We start from the raw sequence: 23109 nt of genomic DNA on the forward strand, positions 1-23109 counted from the left end.
CATTCATAGGCTATACAACGTATCGTGAATTTGTGACCTATACTAAAGTTGATGGCGAATGGCATGCAAGCCTACCAATAGTTGCTACCTTTGACCCTAACTTCACGGACTATGGCACACCATATTTTCCTGTAGATGATTTAAAACTGCCAGATACAAATCCAATAAACAGCAGACGAGTTGAATATATTAATTTTGATGCCATATCTGCACCAAAGGTTATTTCGATTGCAGGCTACGATAAATACATAGAAAATATCGAATTAATAGTCTACGAAAGAGACCTTAAGGAATACCAAGTAGAATCTGCCAACTTCGACTCCATCTCCTTCAAGTTCCTCAACAACGGCCTTGATTTAGAGGTATCTCTACCAAATGGTGTAACAGAGGTGCATCATATTTATGATAAGTTCCTTACAGTCGACAAAACAGCTGTCGATCCCGTTATTATAGAAGGCAATGGATATAAGCTATTGATTACGTCGTACTTCATAAACCAATTCGATACACGTAAACTTAAATTTAACGTACTATATAACTAAGATTCCATAATCATAAATATAATAAAGAAACAATATCTTATTGTAATAGTAGGCACAATATAATATTGTAATAGTACAAAAGCAGTACCCCGAAAGGGGTACTGCTTTTATTCATTATCCAAGTTTTGTAAGGATATCTTTAGCAAAGGCTTGGGCCTCTTTAAAATCGTCTTCATTTGGGTGTACTGCAGCTTGTTTGTGCCGTGCATCGCGATCAGCAGATTGGCCGTGGCTATGCCCTTTCGGGAACATCTTGTACATCATTTCGATAACCTTAGGATCTACCTTACCTTGGCAGATGAAGGTTCCTACAGGCTCTACGCCATCGGGTAAACAATTTGCTGCATTAAGTAAGCTCTCCTTAGCATGTGCCATTTGCGGTGGAACACCAGCCGTGGCAAACAGAGCAATGTGAGGGTTATGTAATGTGCCTAGTACATCACGAGCCTCTTTATTAGCGGTCCCTTTATCCACCCAAAATCCTACAAATACAAGATCATAGGATGATACATCGGGTGGCAACTCTTTCATAGATACGCAAAGTGTATCTGCTGGCAATACGCTAGTAATAGCCTCTGCCACTTGTTTAGTATTTCCCGTAAGGGATGAATATATAACAATAGACTTCATGTCTTACCTCCTATTTACTATATATCTATTATAGGACATGTATGACCTGCTTTTAATAAAATAAATCACAATAGTATATAGAATGATATAGAACGGAATTTTATATACTGCCACGTACTATTTTACTATTCTCAAAAGAGATACATCATTCAAAATCATCATATATGCTCTTTATATAATACTTTCTAGCATTTATAACTATATCGATAAATTTAAGCATTCTATATTTATAAATTTCTAAATGTCAATATTGAATGTATAGAATTTTTCCGCTATAATCGTAACATAATGTATAAGCTTAATAAGAAAACTACAACATATAGTAGTTTTCTTATTTTTCTGATTAGACTTAACTTAAAGATATTTTATACTTTTCAGTCTAATCTTATATATGCTTAGATTAACAGTTTTATTACTTTTAAGACTCAAGGGGAATAGTAATGGAGATTATGATCAAGAAACGGGATGGCCATTTCGAGCCGTTGTCCGTTGAAAAAACGAAACGTATGATTGCCTTCGCATGTTTGGGGTTAGATTCTTGTGATCCACTAGAATTGGAGTTGGATGCGAAGTTACAATTCGTTGATGGTATGACTACTAAAGAAATTCAAAAAACTTTAGTACAAACAGCTATCGAAAAGGTTATCTCTAAAAAAGACGACGGTTTTGGCAACCAAGTTAATAAAATGAACCAAGATTGGCAATTCGTAGCAGCCCGTCTCTTCTTGTTCGATCTCTATAAAGAAGCGGCTATCACTCGCCGTTACAAAGCATTCGGTTATGGTAACTTCCCAAATCTTGTACATATGCTTGTAGAAGAGAAAAAATACGCGGACTTCTTCATTACTGAATATACATCAGACGAATTGCAAGAGTTAGGTGATTACATCAAACCTAAACGCGACTATCTCTTCAACTACGAAGGTCTTAAATTATTGGCTGATCGTTACTTGGTAAAAGGCTTCAACAAAGAAATCTTTGAGTTACCTCAAGAACGTTTCATGGCTATCGCTATGCACTTGGCATTAGTGGAAGGCGAAAACAAAGTAAAATACGCTAAGAAATTCTACGATTTGATGAGCCAATTAAAAATGACAACAGCTACACCTACATTAGCAAATGCAGGTACACCATTCCATCAGTTGTCATCTTGCTTTATCTCCGGTGTAGATGATAACTTATGGTCTATTTACGATGTAAATAGCAAGTTCTCTCGCGTATCTAAGCACGGTGGCGCTCTTGGTATCTACCTGGGTAAAGTTCGTGCATTGAACTCCGATATTCGCGGTTTCAAAAACTCCTCTGGTGGTGTTATTCCTTGGATTCGTTTGTACAACGATACGGCAGTTGCAGTAGACCAATTAGGTAAACGTAAAGGCGGCGCTACAGTAACACTTGATATTTGGCACAAAGATTTCTACGAATTCGTAGAGCTTCGTACAAACAATGGTGATGACCGTCGTAAAGCACACGATATCTTCCCTGCTATCTCTGTTCCAAACATCTTCATGGAACGCATGATCGGCCGTGAAAACTTCACCCTCTTCGACCCTCATGAAATCTTGGCTGTAAAAGGCTATGCTCTAGAGGACTTCTACGACACAGACGATAACAAAGAGTTCACAAAACGTTACCTTGAATGTGAACAAGATCCTAACTTACACGGTATCGAAGTACCAGCATTAGACATGATGAAAAAAATCATGCGCTCCGCTGTTGAAACTGGTACACCGTTCATTTTCTTCCGCGACACTGTAAATGCTGCAAATCCTAACAAACATGCAGGTATGATTTACGCGTCTAACTTGTGCCATGAAATCGCACAAAACGTTGGCTTCACAAACCTTGCTGAAGAAATCATCAACGAAGATGGTACTATCACTACGAAAACAAATACAGGCGACATGGTTACATGTAACTTGAACTCCATCAGCCTTGGCCGTATTACTGACGAAGAATTGGAAGAAAACATTGCTCTTCAAATTCGTATGTTAGACAATGTTATTTCCATCAACCAAGCACCAGTACCAGAGTCTCGCATGACATCTGATAAATACCGCGCTATCGGTCTTGGCACTTCTGGTTATCACCACTACCTTGTAAACCACGATATCCAATGGGAATCCGATGAGCACATCGACGTAGCAGACAAATTGTTCGAAAACATCGCTTACTATGCCATCAAAGCTTCTATGGAATTGGCGAAAGAAAAAGGTGCATACCCTGCATTCAAAGGTTCCGAATGGGAAACTGGTGAATACTTCACACGTCGTGGCTACACATCCGATCGTTGGAAACAATTGGCTACAGACGTTGCAAAATACGGCATCCGCAATGGTTATTTGATGGCCGTAGCGCCTACAGGTTCTACTTCCAACATTGCGAACACAACGGCTGGTATCGACCCTATCTTCAAAAAATTCTTCATAGAAGAGAAGAAAGGTTCTTTCACACCAAAAACTGCACCAGATTTGAACAACAAAACATTCTGGCTCTACAAAGAAGCGCATACAATCGACCAACAATGGTCTATCAAAGCTTGTGGTGTACGTCAACGTCATATTGACCAAGCACAATCTTTCAACTTGTACATCACACCTCAAATGAAAGCGAAAGAAATTCTAGACCTTTATGTTGAGGCCTACAAACAAGGTATCAAAACAATCTACTACATCCGTAACCAATCCCTTGAAATGGATGAGTGCACAAGCTGCTCCTCCTAATACGAGATGTGTTTATAAATCTGATGACGACCTATAGTAGTATAGGTCGCATCGTTGTATAAAGGAGTCCTACTATGGAGAAAAAACTGATTTTCAACGAACATGGTGAACGTGGCACGCAATCTATGATTGGTGGCAACACAACAAACCTTCGCGAATGGAACCGTATCAAGTACGACTGGGCGAACCAAATGTACCGCACAATGCTCAACAACTTCTGGATTCCTGAGGAGATTTCCTTGAACGAAGACGTTAAGCAATTCCCATACTTAACAGATTATGAACGCCGTGCATTTGACAAAATTATTGCATTCTTGAACTTCCTTGATTCCATTCAATCTGAAAACTTGCCTAACTTGAGCCGTTATATTACAGCATCTGAAGTGGCATCTTTATTGAATATCCAAGCATTCCAAGAAGAAATTCACGCTCAAAGTTATTCCTACATTTTGGACACTGTAACAAATCCTATTACACGTGACAAAATTTATGACGAATGGCGTACAGATAAAACATTGCTTGAACGTAACCGTTTCATCGCCGATGCATACCAACGTTTCAGCGACGATCCTAGCGAAGCAAACCTTATCCACACAATCATCGCCAACTATATCTTAGAAGGTATTTACTTCTACTCTGGCTTTAGCTTCTTCTACACATTGGCACGCCAAGGTAAAATGACAGCTACATCCACTATTTTCAAATACATCAACCGCGACGAAGTAACTCACCTTGTATTGTTCCAAAACATCATCCGCGAGTTACGTCGTGAACGCCCTGACTTGTTCACGCCTGAACTTGAATCGAAAATTACTGACATGATTCGTCAAGGTGCGGAAAACGAAATCGCGTGGGGTCAATACATCACTGATGATAAAATCCTCGGCCTTAACAACCTTCTTATCGAACGCTACATCAAATACCTTGCCAATATCCGCTTAGAAGCTATCGGCTTGCCTCATCTATACCCTGAAATCAAGGACAATCCAATGGAATGGATTGAAAGCTTCTCCAACTTGAACAGCACAAAAACTGACTTCTTCGAAGCAAAAGTTACAAACTATACAAAAGCAGCGGCATTTGATTTCGATGATTTAGAATAATAAAAAAATGATAAAAGAAAAAGTGATTCTCACGGTGGGAGAATCACTTTTTTCATTATAAAGGTTATTCAGTTAATAACGATTAGCCAGCTGTATATGGGCTGAATCGACCTGCAAATAGATAGGAACCCATTTTACCAAGTTTGGCAGCAAAGATAGAAGCTACGATACCTAAAATAATCATAATCCATGCGTTATCAGCATTTACACCGTTAGTAATAGCGATGTAGGCTTGTACACAGGAAAGAATAAAGTAGATAACTGATAAGTAAATCTTTGTTTTAGGGATTTTAGATGTTCCTGTTTTGTAACGTAATTTACTACCAATATAACCAGAAATACCACCAATGATAACGAGAAGTGGTAAAATCATTGCTACTAATGTAATGGCAGGGAATAATACATTTGCAATAGATGGAATCAACAATGCAATAACAGGTACTAAGAAAGAAGCTGCTGTTGCTACGATTGGGAAATGTACCGCAATTGGATGTAAATGAAGATCTAGCAATTTTTCACGTTTTGGATCAATGCGACGTGGCTTGTAATCCATCCAAACTGTTGGAGGGAAACCACATGCTGGACAAGGTTGATCCCTGTACTTAGCTTCCTCAATATATCCGCATACACGGCAAATTATCCATTCGGTACCTTGTTCAGGTGTTGGTTTAGCTGCGGTAGAACTTGTTGCTGCCGTAGCTGCTTTTTGTTCTGCTGTCATAATGAAATCTCCTTACTTAAGAAATTCTATATAATTAAATAATGATTATTATTTAATTATATTATACCATAATTCACTAAGTAAAAAGTAAAATTTATATACTTATCAAAAAATTAAATATACCGTAGTACTAACGTACCTATAATCAAAGGTAGCGGTATTTGATTTCGATAAATTAGAATAATAAGAAAAAACATTATCATATAAAATATGAAATTTAGAGTTACACATTGATCTAATGTTTTTAAAAGCTCTTCAAGGTTCTCATTCGGTGCTTCCCCTTCTTGCACTAAACTATTTTTAGTCAAACGAAGCTCTAAATCGCTAATTTTATAATTCAAATCAGCTCACTCTTGTAATGATTCTGCTAGTTTCTTATAATACTTTTCGCATCATCACATGTGGACAGCCTTCATCAAGGTATTCTTCCCCTTCTGCTTTATAGCCAAGGGATTCGTAGAATGGTTTTGCCTGCACTTGTGCAGATAAGGAACACGTTTCATATCCATCACGACGAATAGCATTTTCAGCAGCCATCATAATCTTTGTTCCTAAATGTTGTCCTCGATATAACTTGCGTACCGCCATACGTCCAATATGCGCATCTCCAGCTACGTCACTAGGAAAATATCGGCAAGTCCCCGACGGTTTACCATCTATAGATAAGAGGACAAACTTTGCAGTCTCATCGATTTCATCGAACTCGTCTTCAAAACCTTGTTCCTTCATAAACACATCGATACGAATTTGTTTTATGTCATCAGTTATATGATCTAAGATTTGAATAATCATAGGTAATCCTTTCACAGAATAAGTATATTTATAAAAATCGATTCAAGCGTATTATGAAACATACTATAAACACTGAAAACTTTTTATTTTTATTATATCAAAAACATGCTTAATTCCAATAAACTTCTTAGACCCTATTAGTTTCCACAGCCAAAATATTTTAAAACTTCCATGAAATTCATTTTTAGGTATTGCATAATTTTATCATTTGGGTTTATACTATACCCATAATTTTTAGAAAGGAGCAACCAAAGATGACTAACCAAATTAGCACAGCTACAAAACAATACTTTTATTGGTTCTTTATCCAACGTACGGGTAAGGAACTATTTGTGGTACGCTAATTAAGATTTAGTCATTATTAGTTGCTTAGAATAGTAAAAGGGCTGCCCGTATTAAACTACGGGTAGCCCTTTTTTGTTTGCTATCCCGTATGGTGAGCCCTACTATTCACTGTAGTTTACAAGGAGGATTTATCATGATTATTACATTAAAACCAAACGCAGCAGAAGCAGAGGTATCTCGTTTACGAGGTGAATTAGAGGCAAAAGGGATCATCATCCATCCAGTAGAAGGTGCTCGCTACAATATCTTAGGTCTTATCGGTGATACTGCATCTCTTGATGCTCGTCAAATTGAATCCCTTGATTTCGTAGATAAAGTAACTCGCATTCAAGAACCATACAAAAAAGCAAACCGTAAATTCCATCCAGATGATTCTGTAATCAACGTAGGTGGTGCATTGATCGGTGGTGGTCACTTCGCAGTAATGGCTGGTCCTTGCTCCGTTGAAACACCTGAACAAGTATTAGAAACAGCAAAAGCTTGTAAAGAAGCTGGTGCCACAATCCTTCGCGGCGGCGCTTTCAAACCACGTACTTCTCCATACTCCTTCCAAGGCATGGGCCCTGAAGGTTTGGAATTGTTAGAGCTCGCAAAAAAAGAAACTGGTCTTCCTATCGTTTCCGAAGTTATGGATATTTCCCAATTACAATACTTCGATAATGTAGATATGCTTCAAATCGGCGCTCGTAATATGCAAAACTTCACACTTTTAAAAGAAGTAGGTAAATTAAACAAACCAATTCTTTTAAAACGTGGTTTATCTGCTACATACGAAGAATGGTTGATGGCGGCTGAATACATCATGTCCGAAGGCAATGAACAAGTTGTATTATGTGAACGTGGTATCCGCACATTCGAAACTAAAACTCGTAATACATTAGACGTAACAGCAATTCCTATAATGCACGAATTATCTCACTTACCAATCATCATGGACCCTAGCCACGCTGCAGGTATGAGCCGCATGGTTCGTCCACTTTCTCTTGCATCTGTAGGCGGCGGTGCAGACGGCCTTATGATCGAAGTTCATAATGATCCATCCAAAGCATTGTGCGACGGCCCTCAAGCATTACGTCCAGACCAATTCACTAGCCTTATGAAAGAAGTTATCGCATTGCGCCAAGCATTGGTAGAATGCACTAAATAATCTTAAATACCACACAAATAAGCTAGTATCCGTTATAATAGATACTAGCTTATTCTTTTATGAAAGGAACCGTTATGACTCGCATCCATATTAATGCGTCCACACCATACGATGTTGTCATCGAAGAGGGCGCTTTACAACGCATCACTGATTATATTAAACCATTAAAACCAAATTGTCGCGTAATCATCGTCAGCGACACCAATGTGGCACCGCATTATTTGGATTCTGTGAAAGCTAATATGGAACATGCGGGTTATACAGTTTGTGATTATGTATTCCCTGCTGGTGAAAGCTCAAAAAACGCTCACCAACTCATCGATTTAGTAGAATATATGGCAAGCCAATCGTTAACGCGTAAAGACCTTCTCATCGCCCTCGGCGGAGGCGTTGTGGGTGATATGGCAGGCTTTGCAGCAGCTACATACTTACGCGGTATCGACTATGTACAGGTTCCAACCTCTCTATTGGCAGCCGTAGATTCCTCTGTAGGTGGTAAAACAGCCGTAAACCTTGAGGCAGGTAAAAACTTATGGGGCGCTTTCAAACAACCAATCCTCGTTCTCTGCGATCCAACAACACTTAATACATTACCAGACATGGAATGGAAAAATGGATGTGGGGAAATTATTAAATACGGTTTCCTCGATGTACCCGGTTTATTAACTCAACTAGAAAAAAAGCCATTAATAAAACATCGTGATAGCGTGAGTACAGTCATCGCTCGCTGCGTTCAAGCAAAAGCGGATATCGTAGAGCAAGACGAACGTGAATCTGGTGTTCGTGCCCTCTTAAACCTCGGTCATACCTTTGGTCATGGCATCGAAAAGGCCAGCCACTTTGAAGTCCACCATGGCTACGCCGTTGCTATTGGCATGGTCCTTATGGCGCAAGGTGCTGTCAAACATGGAGAATTAGATGCAGAGGCGTTAGACAAATTAAAGGTCCTTATCGAAGCACACGATTTGCCAACCACTACGACCATAACAAAAGAAGAAATCCTAGCAGCTGCTAAACATGATAAAAAAAGCGAAGGCGCTACTATAAAAATCGTTGTACCTACTAGTTATGGTCATAGTGATCTCAAGATTGTTACCCACGAGGAGTTAGCAACCTATCTTGATTAAGATAACGTATCTATTACCATTAAGTTATCTAAGGTTTCTAGCACCTACAACCTGCATAATTGTTATTTGTAATATAAGGTTTACCTAATATTTAAAGGAGATTTATATGCATTCCGTAACAAACGCCATTCCTACAGGAACGATTGCGTCCATCCCAGCAAAGGCACATGCACACCGAGCTTTGATTTGTGCAGCCCTTGCTAACTCTCCATCTACTATACTACTAAGCCGTACCTCTAAAGATATCGATGCTACTATGGACTCCTTGCGAGGCTTAGGCGCTCACGTAGTATATGAAAATAAAGTTGTCACTGTTACACCAGGTCCTGTCCCAGCAAAGGGTAGTGTAGTTCCTCACGAATCAGGCACTACATTACGCCTTTTATTACCTGTAGCAGCATCTATCTGTAATAATGTAGATGTAGATGCCAAAGGTCGTTTACCAGATCGCCCTCTCGAACCTATGCTAGGCGAAATGAAAGCGCATGGCGTGACATTCTCCCAAGATAAACCGCCATTTGCTATGACAGGTCGTCTCCAAGGCGGTCAATTTAGTATGGTAGGCGATGTGAGCAGCCAATTCTTCTCTGGTTTATTGTTGGCAGCCCCTCAAATCGGCTTATCTACTATTACCTCTACTACACCACTACAATCTAGCGATTATGTAACACTAACTACTGAAACAATGCGAGATTTTGGTGTCGAAGTAGAACACACTTTACCAGACACAAACATCAATGAGGCTTTCACAGTACCATTTGGTGCGTCCTTCATAGGTCGTGATAATTACCAAATCGAAGGCGACTGGTCTAATGCAGCAATCTGGATGGTAGCCGCTGGTATGACGGGCAAACCAATTACGATTACAGGCATGAACAAAAATTCTGTACAAGCTGACCGCCGCATCATGCAAGTTATGATTGATGCTGGTTGTGATATTGTATGGGATGGTATGAATGTGACGGTCACAGGTCGTGCTTCCAAGCCAATCCATGCAGACCTAGAGCAAATGCCAGATATGTTGCCTGTTATGGCAGCTCTCGCATGCTCTATTTCTGGTGAAAGCGCCTTTATTAAGGGTGCCCGCCTACGCTTGAAGGAATCTGATCGTCTTGTAGCTGTTGCCAATCTCGTAAGAGATCTAGGCGGTACTGTTCGTGAAGAAGGCGATGACCTATATATCATCGGTAATGGTATACTTAAAGGCGGACACGGTGATTGCGTGAATGACCACCGCCTTGTTATGGCTGGTACATTGATGGCACTCATCAGTGAAAATCCAGTTACACTAAAAGATAGCGAAGCTATCACAAAATCCTATCCAGACTTCTTTGAGGACTGGAACTTACTGGGCGGTAATGTACAACCAGTTTAGATTTCTAATCGTATCTGGTTTAATCTAATAGATAATAGAAATAGTACGTACTATATAGTAGGAGTTAATATAATGGCATCTAATTTCGGTAAAACCATACAGGTATCTACCTTTGGCGCCTCTCATGGGTACGCTATCGGCGGTATTGTAGAGGGGCTGCCTTGTGGACATACCATCGATATCGATGAGTTAAAAGCCTTTTTAAAGCGCCGTGCGCCAGGGCAAAATCAATTAACAACACAACGTAAGGAAGCCGATACACCTGAATTTTTAGCAGGTTTGGTGTACGGCATGCTCAGTGGTTCCCCATTGGCATTTATGATTCGCAACACATCTCAACACTCTAGCGATTATAACAACTTACGCGATATCCCTCGCCCATCTCATGCGGACTTCACAGCTCGCATGCGCTACGGCGACAAGGTAGATATGCGCGGAGGTGGTCACTTCTCAGCACGCCTTACAGCACCACTTTGCGTAGCTGGTGGCATCGCTCTACAACTATTACGTGAAAAAGGCATCGAAATCCACGGACATTTAAAACAAGTGGGAACGATTCAAGATACTCCTATCAACATGGTTCACCCAGATATGAAAGCATTAGCTAGCATCGCTACAGAGCCAATTGCTATGGTTGATCCACAAAAACGTAGCGAAGTAGAAACCCTTGTTATGAACCTCAAAAAAGATGGGGACTCTACAGGTGGTATCGTTGAAGTCGTGGCTACAGGTCTACCAATTGGCCTTGGCAATCCAAATTTTGATGGCATTGAAAACCGCTTAGCTCGCGTAATCTTTGGGGTACCCGCCATTAAAGGCGTATCCTTCGGTGGAGGCTTTGACATGTGTGCTAAGCTTGGTTCCGAAGTGAATGATGCTTTCACCATGGACGGCGACAAGATTACAACAACCACCAATAATAGCGGTGGTATCCAGGGTGGTATTACCAATGGTTTACCACTCGTTATGCAAGTGGGCATCAAGCCAACACCATCCATTTATAAAGAACAACATTCTGTGTCACTTTCACAAAAAGAGGACACATTGCTCACAATCCAAGGTCGTCACGACCCATGCGTAGCGCTTCGTGCAGTACCTGTAATCGAAGCTGTTACGGCCCTTGTTATTCTTGATTTCTTAGGAGATATTGACCATGAACTTAGATGAAGTACGCGTTAAAATTAACGATATAAACGACCAAATGCTCGACCTCTTCAAGGAGCGCATGGAACTCTCCAAGGACGTAGCAGCAGCAAAAAAAGAAATGAACAAGGCTATTTACGATGCCAAACGAGAACGAGATATTCTCGACAAGGTCACAAAGGATGCAGGTCCAGATCTCGATTTATATGCACGCCGTTTCTTCGAAGCCTTATTCAGCTTAAGCCGTACCTATCAGTCAGAACAATTATTTCACGACAACGAGTTCACCGTAAAAATGAAAAAAGCTATCGAAAAATCGCCTACATTGCCACCACAACGTGGTAGCGTAGCTTGCGCAGGCGTATTTGGTAGCAATGCTCAAGTGGCATGTGATAAATTATTACCACTCAGCCAAATTCACTATGTAACAGGCTTCCGTGCCGTATTTGACGCTGTGGAGTCTGGTGAATGTCAATTTGGTGTATTACCTATCGAAAACAGCTCCAATGGTTCAGTAAAAGAAGTATATGATCTCTTAGAAGATCGCAAATGCTATATCGTGCGCGGTACACGTCTTTGGATTTCTCATGACTTACTCGTGAAAAAAGGAACGAAACTAGAAGATATTCACACTATCATCTCCCATCCTCAAGCGTTGGGCCAATGCAGCCACTTCCTAGAGAAATTAGAAGGCGTAGAATTACGCTCCTTCGATAACACGGCTCGTGCAGCACAGCTCGTAGCGGCTAGTGACGACCCAGGTGTGGCAGCTATTGCAGCTCCTCAATGTGCCGACTTATATAATTTATCTCCATTGATGCGCAATATCCAAAATAGCGATAACAACTATACGCGCTTTATCTGCATCAGCAAGGACTTCCATGTATACCCAGGGGCTAATAAAATCTCCGTGGTAACTACAGCAAGCCATGCTCCAGGTGGCCTTGGTACATTACTTACCAAGTTTGCAAACATCGGCGTAAATCTTACCAAACTCGAGTCTCGCCCGATTGTAGGCCATAACTTTGAGTTCTTATTCTACCTCGACTTAGAAGCATCCTTAGCAGATCCTAAGGTATTGTCTGTTCTAGCAGAGCTGCACACATCACAAGATAAATTCCGCTTACTAGGCAATTACCCTGAAAACTAATATACTTATATGTACTAGTCCCTATAAGAACATATATAGTACAATACATATAGTTATAAAACTTCAATGGCTAATAGGTACCAGCCTATTAGCCATTCTATGTATATTGACCTAGGAGGTCCTATGAAATTTGGTTTACTTGGCCGTACGTTAGGCCATAGCTTCTCCCCTCGCATTCACAGTGCACTAGGGAATACAAATTACGAATTATTTGAGCGCGAACCGAGCCAATTGCAAGAGTTCTTCGCGGATCCAGAATTACAAGGTATCAATATCACTATCCCATACAAGGTAAATGCCCTTGAAGCTTGTGATGTAGTAGACCCTCGAGCTGAACGCATTGGCTGCGTAAATACGATGGTTCGCAAAGATGGTAAATGGCACGGCTATAATACAGACTACGATGGTTTTGTATTTACTCTACAACATGCTGGCATTGATGTATCTGGCAAGGAATGTATTATCCTTGGCGATGGCGCTTCCTCCGCTACCGTTCACGTAGCTCTTGAAGACTTAGGAGCTAAGAACATAGTTCACCTCTCTCGTAAGACCGCACCATTCTATGGTGATGCGCCTAATTACTATGAAACAGCACAGATTATTATTAACTGTACACCTATCGGTATGTATCCTCATAATCCAGCTAACCTCATCGATATTACGCAATTCTCCAAATTGGAAGGCGTTGTAGATCTCATCTACAATCCACGCCGTACGATTTTACTGTTACAAGCAGAAATGATGGAAATTCCTCATTGTGATGGCTTGCCATTCCTCGTAGCTCAAGGCGTTGAGGCGGCAAACCATTTCCAAGGTGAAAGCTTTGGCACAAAGGAAGTTGAGCAAATCTTACGCGATATGCGCCGTGAAAAGGAAAACATTATCCTCATCGGCATGCCTGGCGTAGGAAAAACTACAGTCGGCAAAGCGCTCAGTGAAGAAATGGGCCGTACTTGCGTCGATGTTGATCAAGAGTTGGAAAAAGAAATTGGTGATATCTCTACCTATATTACAGAAAAAGGGGAACCAGCGTTCCGTGAAAAAGAAGCAGAAATGATTGCAAAGCTCGGCACGCAAACAGGCCTTATTATCTCTACTGGTGGCGGCTGTGTAACAGTGCCTAAAAACTACGCACACCTACGCCAAAACGGTCGCATCTACCAATTAACACAACCAGTAGAAAACCTATCTACCTCTGGTCGTGTTCTCTCCAGTGGTGGCATCGAACGATTACGCGAACTAGAAGCAACGCGTAAACCAATGTATGAAAGCTTCGCGCAATGCATCGTAGAACATAATCGTAATGCACCAGAAACAGTGGCGGCTATCCTAGAAGACTTCGAAGCAAACTTACTATAAACTACATAAAAAAAGTCGGCTCTCGCCGACTTTTTTTAATGCACTTTTACGCGTTTATGTTGTTGTTCATCGAATACGCCATCTACGTCAATGGTATCGAGGATTCGTTTTAGTTCATGTACATCGATTTGACCTGGTGCCGATGCTTTGCCAGCAGAGGCAAAAGTCATAGCATTACCAAATAATGCACCTGCTGCGCGTGTAACAACCCCCAATGGCCCCATGGCCATCGTAATGATTGGATCAGATGGATACAAGGCTTTAACTTCAGCTGTTGCTTCAAGGAGGGTTAATACATCCCCCGTTGTATGAGGCATAACGGACATCTTTGGTACATCGGCTAAGAATTCTTTCATTTGAATAAGACGATTTACAATAACCTCGCGACTAGGTGTGCCATGAAAATCATGATTACTCATAACTATAGTTACACCATGTACTTTAGCAAACTCAATGGTCTTGAGCATCCGATCTTGATCGAAGAATAACTCAATATCGATAGCATCTACCAATCCAGTTGGTATGAGCCGCTCTAGCATTGTAAAGTACTCTTTAGTAGAAATAGATTTTTCACCACCCTCACCTTTCGTGCGCCATGTAAATAACAAGGCCCGACCTTTTAATTGAGGCTTGATGAGCATTAATAATTCAATAATAGCGTCAATGGAGTGGGCCCGCTCGTAATAATCAATGCGTAGCTCCACTACATGACAGGGTGTATTACATGCAATCGCAGTGGCATCTAAAATTTCTTTCATTGTTGTGCCCACAATAGGAACACATATCTTTGTACCCTTTTCGCCGAGTACAGCATTACCGATACGGACCATAATAACTTCTTTCCGTCCCACAGGGTGAGACAAATGACTTACCTTAAACTAACTATATACCAATATTTTGGTAAAAGCAATCAATCTGCCTATATTGGATTGCTATTCACAAAAAATGTATGAAAGGCCGCTATTATGCACTAAAAACGTATTCTTAGATTAACGATTAACATTACTTTTTGTAATATCCTACTATCTTGCTTTTATGCAAGTTGTATATATTATTCAGACTATATAATGTTAGACCTGTAAAAAAAGATACCTTGTTTAACTACTAAAGCAGTTAACAAAGTATCTTTTAAATCACCATCTAAATATATTAATCATGTTGTACAGATAGCTTTCGAGATTGAAAGCCCATATAGAGTAATAACAAGCCTGTAATACTAAACACATAGGATATGCCAACATAGGTAGATACAATACTTGCAAATACAGGCCCTACCATAGAGCCAAATTGCTGTGCTGTAGTAGTCATACCGAACATGCGGCCTCTAAAACTTGGGTCTGTATTAAGAGTTACCGCTGCACTTAAGGATGGGTTAATACCTACAATGCAGGATCCAATTAATACTTGTAACACGCCAAACCACCATATACCAACAGGTAAGCTTTGAAGTAAGAGGACGATTCCACTCCCCATCATACAGTAGGAGATGGTCTTAAAATAACCACGGTGCTCTCCAAGTCGAACCCATAAGTTCGTCGTTAAGGAACCTGCTAAGCCGCCGATACTGAGAATGGTGCCAGAAATAATGGCCACCCCTTCCATGGTCCCTTGCATATCCCCTACATAGAGTGCCAAAATAGGTTGCAACATCATAATAGCGCATTGCATAAAGAAGAATATCCAGAGTAATCGTACTAATATAGGCTGTTGTTGAACCGCTTTAAAATCTTCACGTAAGGATGTAGATTTAGTATGATGAGCAGCTTGTTCTTTTCCATCAGCACCCACAGTATGTAATTTTGGTTCTTTCACAAAGAATAATACGGCCAAAGTCGCAATAAATACGGCAATACCAGATACATAAAATACAGGTCGCATCCCTACAACACTTTCAACGGCGCCACCTAGAAACGGACCAATGACATTGCCTAAGATAAGACCAGTTTGAAATATACCTAGTGCTCTACCAACCTGTTTTTCATCAACACTAAGGGACACCATAGTCATTGCCGCTGGATAGAATCCATTAGCAAAGCCAACAAGCGCCCGTCCCATAAGTAATTGATATTGGTCTGTAACTAAGCCAATTAATACATAACAGATAGCAATGGCAAAGCCAGCACGCAAGGCCATCCGTTTTTTACCTTTATTATCGGCAAGCTTGCCCCATATAGGAGCCATAATGCCTGCAATGAGAAAGGTAATACCGAAAACGAGACCCGACCAAAGAGCTACATCAGCCTTTGGAACACCTAATTCTAAGAGATAAATAGGCAAAAACGGAATGATCATGGTGTAACATATGGCTAGCACTGTCATGGCTGCCGTAATAATCCATACATTGCGCATACCGCCACGAGCATCATATGTAGTTGTACTCATTCGGTCCCTCCTTTCATATATAAAAGTATATATAGCAATATACTTTTACATTCTATATAAATAAGAGCCGCATATAATACGCGACTCTCTCATTTATTCCGTTGGAAACTTGTGATCCATTACATCCTGTAAGGATACGCGTTCCATAACGTGACGGAATTCATCTTGCAAGTACTGCCACAATGGAGCAGTCAAGCAATCGTTAAACATCGGACATGGCTCTACATCGTCTTCTAAACAAGATACAAGAGCAATAGAGTCCTCTGCAGCATATAAAATTTCATATACATTGTATTCAGCAGGTAATTTCACCAAGCGATATCCACCGTATTTACCACGTCCACTTTTAACGAGGCCAGCGGAGGACAAGCGAGAGACAATCCCCTCTAAGTATTTATCGGAAAATCCTTGACGTTCTGCAATCTCACGAATTGGTACATTTTTTTCTACCCCGTGTTCAGCAATATCCGCCAATATCCGTAGGGCATAACGCCCCTTAGTAGATATTTTCATAAGTTAACCTCTAAGTCATTCATAATATATTTATAGTATATCATAAATTCATACAAAAAATGGTGGGAAATATGGTACACTATATGTATATCGAAATATTTTCATTTAGATATAATTTTTAATTTCATATCGGGAGGGTATTATCTAATGTTAGATAAACTATTTCAACTCAGTGAGCGTGGTTCCACTGTTAAAACCGAAATTTTAGCAGGTATTACTACGTTTATCACGATGGCGTATATCCTATTCTTAGCGCCTAACATTCTTAGTCTTGCAGGGATGGATAAAGATGCAGTCCTCATCGCTACAGCCTTAGGTGGTGGCCTTGTAACGATTGCTATGGGGTTATTTGTAAACTATCCTATTGCCCTCGCTCCAGGGGTTGGCCTCTTAGCCTTTTACTCCTTTACTGTAGTTCTCGGTATGGGCGTATCCTGGCAAACAGCATTGGGTGCTGTATTTATCTCCGGTCTCGTATTCCTCGTATTAACGCTTACGTCCATACGCCAAATGATCGTTGAAGGCATCCCAGCCTCTATGAAAGTTGCCATTACTGTTGGTATTGGTCTCTTTATCGCTATCATCGGCTTAAAATTATCCGGTTTAATGGCTATCTCTATTAGTTTGTCTCCAAACTCTTTAGGACAAGTTGTGCAAACGCATGGTAATTTAGTACCTCCAGCATCCGAAACACTCTTAACGCTTGGTAATTTGCACAGTGGTGAAACATTGTTGGCTCTATTCTCCCTCATTTTTACAGCTCTATTAATGGCTCGTAAAATCCAAGGCTCTCTCTTGATTGGTGTATTAGTAACAACAATTGTATCCTATGTTACTGGCCTCTCCACAATGCCTGAGAACTCCACTGTATTAGCAGTGCCTGATTTCTCTAAAGCAGCATTTCTTCAATTAGATATTCCTAGTGCGCTTCATATGGGCTTAATCACGATTATCTTCTCCTTTACCTTCGTAGAATTGTTCGACTCTATGGGTACGTTGATTGGTACTGCTACAGAAGCGAAAATTGCAGATCCTAAATCTGGTAAATTCCCAGGTCTTGGTAAAGCGATGACTGTCGATGCTATTGGCGTTAGTGCTGGCGCATTACTTGGTACTTCTACGATTACTGCTTTCGTTGAAAGCGCTGCAGGTGTAGGTGCTGGTGGCCGTACAGGCTTAACCGCTGTTACAACAGGCGTATTATTCCTAATCTGCTTGTTCTTATCTCCATTGGTATCCTTAGTGCCAAATGCAGCCACATCTCCTGTTCTTATCATCGTTGGAGCCCTTATGTTAGGTGCTATTCGCAATATCGACTTCGATGATTGGACAGAAGGCTTCCCTGCATTCCTCGTTATCGTTTTGATGCCGTTCACATATAGCATCGCTAACGGTATCTCTGCAGGTCTTATCGCATACCCTCTACTTAAAATTATTGCAGGTCGTGCAAAAGAGGTTAACTTGATTATGTACGTATTGGCGATACTCGTTATCATCCGCTACGTATTCTTCTAATTAACGTATGCTCATAATCAAGCTATTATTGAAAGCTAACATTCGGTTCCTATAATCACTAATACGCTAAGAATAAAATATATGTAAATTACATATACTAAAAGAACCTATCTCCAAAGATATTACTAATATATCTAGGAGATAGGTTCTTTTTAGTATTAACGAATCGTTTTTACACCAATTAAATCTGTACGACTTGGATCGATATCTTTTAATGGCACTACATGATTTCTATAAAAGTCTGCTTCAGATGCTTTCACAGGCACTTGGAAGAACAAGAAATACGCCATATTATCCTTGTACCACGTAACACTGCGTACTAAGCCCTTATCTACATCCCCTGTATAGTGAACCTCCCCTATTGGAGTGGAGTCGCTCCACTGTACGTCATGGTACTCCCATGGAATATATTCTTCAGGCCATACAGTATCCATAGAGTAGCTCATGCGGAAGACCATAGTATGATTTACCCAACGACCGCTGCGCTCTTGATACTCTTCACCTTGCTTCCAATATACCGTTTCTAATACATCATTGTCATAAAAATGTGTAGCATAGTATGTATAGCCAAACGGTAAATAACTTGGTACAGATACGTCATAGGACATCTTATGAGATGCATTAATTACACCGCTAGGTAAACCGATGGTTTTGCTGGTAAGTATAGGCCACACAGAATTCGTATGTGTACGCAATGGCAACCCAATCGTTTCATAAGGAGGCCAATCAGGTTCAACATATGGATTATCATTTCGATTACCACGTAGTCGAGCATCATCAGCGGCTACGTTACTCAAAGGACCTACAGAGTCTACAATTTTGCTTACAAAGTTTTGGTTTCTTAAAGAAGCAAAGTAAAGCATATGAACTTTATTATCTTTTTCCCAATAAGCGATTTGAATAGCGTCTTTACTATAACCTAACGTATGTACAGAAATTCCATTAGGGGTAGTAAAGCTAACTGCATCCTTAGCATTATAATTTGTCTTTTCTAAAATAGGCGTTACTACGGTATCGATAGCCCACCCCATACGATATACAATATCTGTATTAGAGAAGGTTAATTTCGGACCATATTCTCCATCACGGCCCGTTTCTGTATATACGATTTCTAATACATCATGGTCCTTGGTCTTTACATCGCGTAGTGCATAGTCTTTAGGCATATAAGACGGCACTTGTAATGAATAATCAACCCTCCGCACGGCACTCTCAATATTAGTTTTAACTAAATCATTATCACCAATTTGATCATACCAGCGATAACGATCAATAAGTTTTTGATTATCATCGATGAGCTTTTTGTTATCTACATCTCGTTCAACAGGAACCGTATTGCCATTTTTATCTATTAATGGATATGTAGCACTAACTGGCTGCACCCCAAAGGTACTTACTGCCGTAGCCATCGCGGCACATAAAACAGCAGATGTTATTATTTTCTTCATATTCTCTCCTATTACAAAAATTTATAATATACTCCACACATATAATGATATATTTTCTTATTTATATCAAAAATAGGTACTCTGTTCTGTAGCTCTAGCTACTTCATAAAACTTTTATCTTTCCTTTTGTGAAAGCATAGTCATCAGACAATAATATCTCTACGGCTTATGAGTTTGATATATAAAAAAACATCCTACTGAGCGCTATATCATAATAGAGTTCAATAGGATGTTGTATCATTATTTAATTAATGGAGGCATAATAATATCTTGTTCAAGTTGTCTTCGTCGTTTTGCAGTATAGTCCACCACTTTAATTTGAACTACGCCCACAGAGTTTACCATAGCTTCCGTAAAAGCAAATTCACGCCCTGTTTGGTGTTTCATCAAGACTTGTAGCCCATGAGATTTTTCATCAATAGCCTCTAAATAGGTAGCCTCTCCACGACCCATCACACTAGAGTAAACCGAGCTATATTTACATGGTATATCTCCACCTGAAACGAGGGCTTCATCACTACCATCAATTTCAATAAATACATGTGGACTCGCTTGAATCAAACTAAACTTTTTCCCCTCATAATGGCCATGTACATAGATATAAAGTACCTCATCTATAAATTCATATCCAAAATGTAAGGGCACCACGTAAGGGTAATCATCGTCCATCAGACCTAGGTGAATGATACGAGTGCTACTTAAAATAGCTTTAATTTCATCTATATTGGTAACCATACGATCTTGTCGTCTCATAATAGTCTCCACAGTTTTACGTAAAAAATAATCTATGTATCATTATAGCAAATTTTCAATATCATATATGAAAAAGTATTATTTTGAAGGTAGAAACAACTACTCTTTATTTATAAATAATACTATTTTCAATATATGTCTACCCTATAAATACATTTGACTTTTTACAATAGATACTGTATTATAAGAAAATAGTTTTATAGATTCTATAGATTATAAAAGCTATGGTCATCCATGGCTTTTTATATTTGTAGATGGTTTGTAGAAAAGAGGTCTTTATTATGTCTGATACGCATCAGTTAAAACGGGGCCTTAAGAACCGACATGTACAGTTGCTCGCCATCGGCGGTGCCATCGGTACAGGCTTGTTCTTAGGCTCCGGCCGCGCCATTCACTTGGCAGGTCCATCCATCATTTTTGCTTACCTAATTACAGGTATTATATGCTTCTTTATCATGAGAGCATTAGGCGAATTGTTATTATCTAACTTGGACCATCACTCTTTTATTGATTTTGTAGAAGATTATTTAGGGGATCGAGCAGCCTTTATCACAGGATGGACATACTGGTTCTGTTGGCTTTCACTAGCCATGGCCGATTTAACAGCCGTAGGCCTCTATATGCAGTTCTGGATACCGTGGTTGCCTCAATGGATACCCGCCCTTGTCGTCTTAGTAGCATTGCTATTAATGAACTTAACAGCCGTAAAATACTTCGGTGAAATGGAATTCTGGTTTGCCTTGATTAAGGTAATTGCCATCATCTCCCTCATTATCATCGGTATCATCATGATTGTCACAGGTTTTACTACAGATGCAGGCGTTGCCGCCTTTAGTAATATGTGGAATTATGGGGGCTGGTTCCCGAACGGAACGATGGGCTTTATCTTATCCTTCCAAATGGTTGTTTTCGCTTTCACAGGTATAGAGCTCGTAGGTTTAACAGCTGGTGAAACAGAAAATCCTGAAAAGGTTATCCCTATGGCGATTAACAACATTCCATTACGCATTATTTTGTTCTATGTGGGCTCTTTAGCTATCATCATGAGCATTTATCCTTGGACAGCCGTCAACCCATCTGCTAGCCCATTTGTGGCCGTATTTACAGCAGTTGGTATTGCAGCCGCTGCAGGCATCGTAAACTTTGTAGTTCTTACATCTGCTGCATCTGCAACAAACTCTGGTATCTTTAGTACAGGCCGTATGATTTACGCCCTTGCTAAACGCGGTCATGCGCCAAGCTCTATGCGCCGCTTAACACACAGCAGTGTACCATACCAAGCAACTATTTTCTCCGCTGCAGTACTATTAATTACAGTTGTACTCAACTATGTAATGCCAGAAGCAGTATTCGTTATGATTACATCTATCTCTACATTCTGCTTCATCTTTATTTGGGCAATGATGGTTATTTGTCACCTTAAATATCGCAAGAAAAATCCTGAATTAGCGGCACAATCTAAATTCAAAATGCCTCTATTCCCAGTGATGAATTACATCATCCTTGCATTCTTTGTCTTCATTCTAGGTATTCTCGCCTTAAACGAAGACACTCGAATTGCCCTCTTGTTTACACCGATTTGGTTCGTTATCCTCTGGGCATTCTACTCCATGCTTAACACAGATGACGAAGACGCGCTCAGCGAAGAACTTATCGAAATGGCTGGTGTAAAAGAAATTTACAAAAAACCTAAAAAAGAAGATTCTGATGATTACATAATCTAACAAAAAGGCCCGTGCTATGCACGGGCTTTTCGTTTACTTCATAGTAGGGAAGTTTTGTTGTTCATATTGTTGTTGATAAGCTGATAGATTTCTTGTATCTTCACCATAGTTAAAGATTGTCTTAGTACGATATCCGCCTTGGGTAATGATAAGATCAATGGAGGATGGTACCTCTTGACCATTTTGTTGTAAATGATTTACTAATTCTTGTAGCGCTTCAACTTGTCGCAACGAACCAGTCATATATTTACCTTTGGATAGGCCTGTATTTCTAATGACTTGGCCATTATATACTTGACCATTTTTATCTGTGTAATAGAAACGTACAGCTGATTTATCTCCTGTAGGTACAGCTTTAATATAGATGGTTTTCCAATTTTTCTTAACCATCACTCTTGTAGCATCTGCTAACTTATTAGATAAACGTTGTGTCTCTTTATTAGTAGATTTGGATACACCATTAATTTGTTGAATTTCATCATTCATTGGCATTTCAATAGGTGACACCGCAGAATCTTGTTGTACCTTCTTCGCATCTGCAGGCTGAATCGCCAACACACCAACGGCCGCCATTACAGCTAACGTTATAAGAGCAAATTTCTTCATTATATCTCTCC

General features: G+C 40.0%; 20 protein-coding genes and 1 pseudogene. 11 read left to right on the forward strand and 10 right to left on the reverse strand.

Translation table 11 applies throughout. The features are described 5' to 3' along the window. Positions 1–542 (forward strand): annotated as a pseudogene (locus RWP19_RS07765) (hypothetical protein); the annotation flags it as partial. Between the two features lie 114 nt (positions 543–656). Here RWP19_RS07765 and RWP19_RS07770 read toward each other — a convergent pair. After that, positions 657–1172, reverse strand: coding sequence for a flavodoxin family protein (locus tag RWP19_RS07770; RefSeq protein ID WP_314357176.1), 516 nt, complete (start codon positions 1170–1172; stop codon positions 657–659). Between the two features lie 440 nt (positions 1173–1612). Here RWP19_RS07770 and RWP19_RS07775 point away from each other — a divergent pair, with 440 nt between their 5' ends. Next, positions 1613–3895, forward strand: a complete 2283-nt coding sequence (locus RWP19_RS07775; protein ID WP_314357178.1) for a ribonucleoside-diphosphate reductase subunit alpha — start codon at positions 1613–1615, stop codon at positions 3893–3895. 74 nt (positions 3896–3969) lie between these two features. After that, the gene (locus RWP19_RS07780; protein ID WP_314357179.1) at positions 3970–4998 is read left to right on the forward strand and encodes a ribonucleotide-diphosphate reductase subunit beta; all 1029 of its coding nucleotides are present in this window, start codon (positions 3970–3972) and stop codon (positions 4996–4998) included. 82 nt (positions 4999–5080) lie between these two features. Here the strand turns inward: RWP19_RS07780 and RWP19_RS07785 are convergent, their stop codons facing one another. The 3 genes from RWP19_RS07785 to RWP19_RS07790 form a co-directional block, all read right to left on the reverse strand. Next, entirely contained in the window at positions 5081–5719 is a 639-nt protein-coding gene (locus RWP19_RS07785) for a hypothetical protein (RefSeq protein WP_314357180.1), read from the reverse strand. 113 nt (positions 5720–5832) lie between these two features. Further along, positions 5833–6060, reverse strand: a complete 228-nt coding sequence (locus tag RWP19_RS09440; protein WP_399553582.1) for a hypothetical protein — start codon at positions 6058–6060, stop codon at positions 5833–5835. Between the two features lie 34 nt (positions 6061–6094). Then, complete coding sequence (locus RWP19_RS07790; protein WP_314357182.1) at positions 6095–6511, reverse strand: GNAT family N-acetyltransferase; 417 nt, start codon at positions 6509–6511, stop codon at positions 6095–6097. Positions 6512–6989: 478 nt separating this feature from the next. Here RWP19_RS07790 and aroF point away from each other — a divergent pair, with 478 nt between their 5' ends. From aroF to RWP19_RS07820, 6 genes are all read left to right on the forward strand, one after another. Beyond that, positions 6990–8003 carry a 3-deoxy-7-phosphoheptulonate synthase gene (gene aroF / locus RWP19_RS07795; protein ID WP_314357183.1) on the forward strand — a complete coding sequence of 338 codons (1014 nt, stop codon included), beginning with the start codon at positions 6990–6992 and terminating at the stop codon, positions 8001–8003. Between the two features lie 74 nt (positions 8004–8077). After that, positions 8078–9130: a 3-dehydroquinate synthase gene (gene aroB / locus RWP19_RS07800; RefSeq protein WP_314357184.1), complete on the forward strand. Its 1053-nt coding sequence runs from the start codon at positions 8078–8080 to the stop codon at positions 9128–9130. Between the two features lie 106 nt (positions 9131–9236). Beyond that, complete coding sequence (gene aroA, locus RWP19_RS07805) at positions 9237–10505, forward strand: 3-phosphoshikimate 1-carboxyvinyltransferase (protein ID WP_314357186.1); 1269 nt, start codon at positions 9237–9239, stop codon at positions 10503–10505. A 72-nt stretch (positions 10506–10577) separates the two neighbouring features. Beyond that, positions 10578–11672 carry a chorismate synthase gene (aroC, locus tag RWP19_RS07810; RefSeq protein ID WP_314357188.1) on the forward strand — a complete coding sequence of 365 codons (1095 nt, stop codon included), beginning with the start codon at positions 10578–10580 and terminating at the stop codon, positions 11670–11672. Further along, positions 11659–12798, forward strand: a complete 1140-nt coding sequence (locus tag RWP19_RS07815; protein WP_314357189.1) for a prephenate dehydratase domain-containing protein — start codon at positions 11659–11661, stop codon at positions 12796–12798. Before aroC ends, RWP19_RS07815 begins: the two co-directional genes overlap by 14 nt. Before the next feature lie 123 nt (positions 12799–12921). Continuing rightward, on the forward strand, positions 12922–14157 hold the full coding sequence (locus RWP19_RS07820) for a shikimate kinase (RefSeq protein WP_314357190.1): 1236 nt from the start codon (positions 12922–12924) through the stop codon (positions 14155–14157). A 35-nt stretch (positions 14158–14192) separates the two neighbouring features. Here the strand turns inward: RWP19_RS07820 and aroD are convergent, their stop codons facing one another. From aroD to RWP19_RS07835, 3 genes are all read right to left on the reverse strand, one after another. Further along, entirely contained in the window at positions 14193–14987 is a 795-nt protein-coding gene (gene aroD, locus RWP19_RS07825) for a type I 3-dehydroquinate dehydratase (protein WP_314357192.1), read from the reverse strand. Between the two features lie 319 nt (positions 14988–15306). Next, entirely contained in the window at positions 15307–16539 is a 1233-nt protein-coding gene (locus RWP19_RS07830; protein WP_314357194.1) for an MFS transporter, read from the reverse strand. A 93-nt stretch (positions 16540–16632) separates the two neighbouring features. After that, positions 16633–17052 carry an Rrf2 family transcriptional regulator gene (locus RWP19_RS07835; RefSeq protein ID WP_024066769.1) on the reverse strand — a complete coding sequence of 140 codons (420 nt, stop codon included), beginning with the start codon at positions 17050–17052 and terminating at the stop codon, positions 16633–16635. 147 nt (positions 17053–17199) lie between these two features. On the opposite strand from RWP19_RS07835, the gene RWP19_RS07840 reads away from it, so the two are divergent. Continuing rightward, positions 17200–18567, forward strand: coding sequence for an NCS2 family permease (locus tag RWP19_RS07840; protein WP_314357196.1), 1368 nt, complete (start codon positions 17200–17202; stop codon positions 18565–18567). A gap of 158 nt (positions 18568–18725) precedes the next feature. Here RWP19_RS07840 and RWP19_RS07845 read toward each other — a convergent pair whose 3' ends face one another. Together RWP19_RS07845 and RWP19_RS07850 are read right to left on the reverse strand one after the other, a co-directional pair. Continuing rightward, positions 18726–20015: a hypothetical protein gene (locus RWP19_RS07845; RefSeq protein WP_314357197.1), complete on the reverse strand. Its 1290-nt coding sequence runs from the start codon at positions 20013–20015 to the stop codon at positions 18726–18728. Positions 20016–20255: 240 nt separating this feature from the next. After that, complete coding sequence (locus tag RWP19_RS07850) at positions 20256–20768, reverse strand: pyridoxamine 5'-phosphate oxidase family protein (protein ID WP_314357198.1); 513 nt, start codon at positions 20766–20768, stop codon at positions 20256–20258. Between the two features lie 281 nt (positions 20769–21049). On the opposite strand from RWP19_RS07850, the gene RWP19_RS07855 reads away from it, so the two are divergent. Beyond that, positions 21050–22492 carry an amino acid permease gene (locus tag RWP19_RS07855; RefSeq protein ID WP_314357199.1) on the forward strand — a complete coding sequence of 481 codons (1443 nt, stop codon included), beginning with the start codon at positions 21050–21052 and terminating at the stop codon, positions 22490–22492. A 33-nt stretch (positions 22493–22525) separates the two neighbouring features. Here the strand turns inward: RWP19_RS07855 and RWP19_RS07860 are convergent, their stop codons facing one another. Next, positions 22526–23098: an immunity protein YezG family protein gene (locus RWP19_RS07860; protein WP_314357200.1), complete on the reverse strand. Its 573-nt coding sequence runs from the start codon at positions 23096–23098 to the stop codon at positions 22526–22528. Positions 23099–23109: the final 11 nt, after the last annotated feature.

The organism is uncultured Veillonella sp. (assembly GCF_963522475.1).
GTDB lineage: Bacteria > Bacillota > Negativicutes > Veillonellales > Veillonellaceae > Veillonella.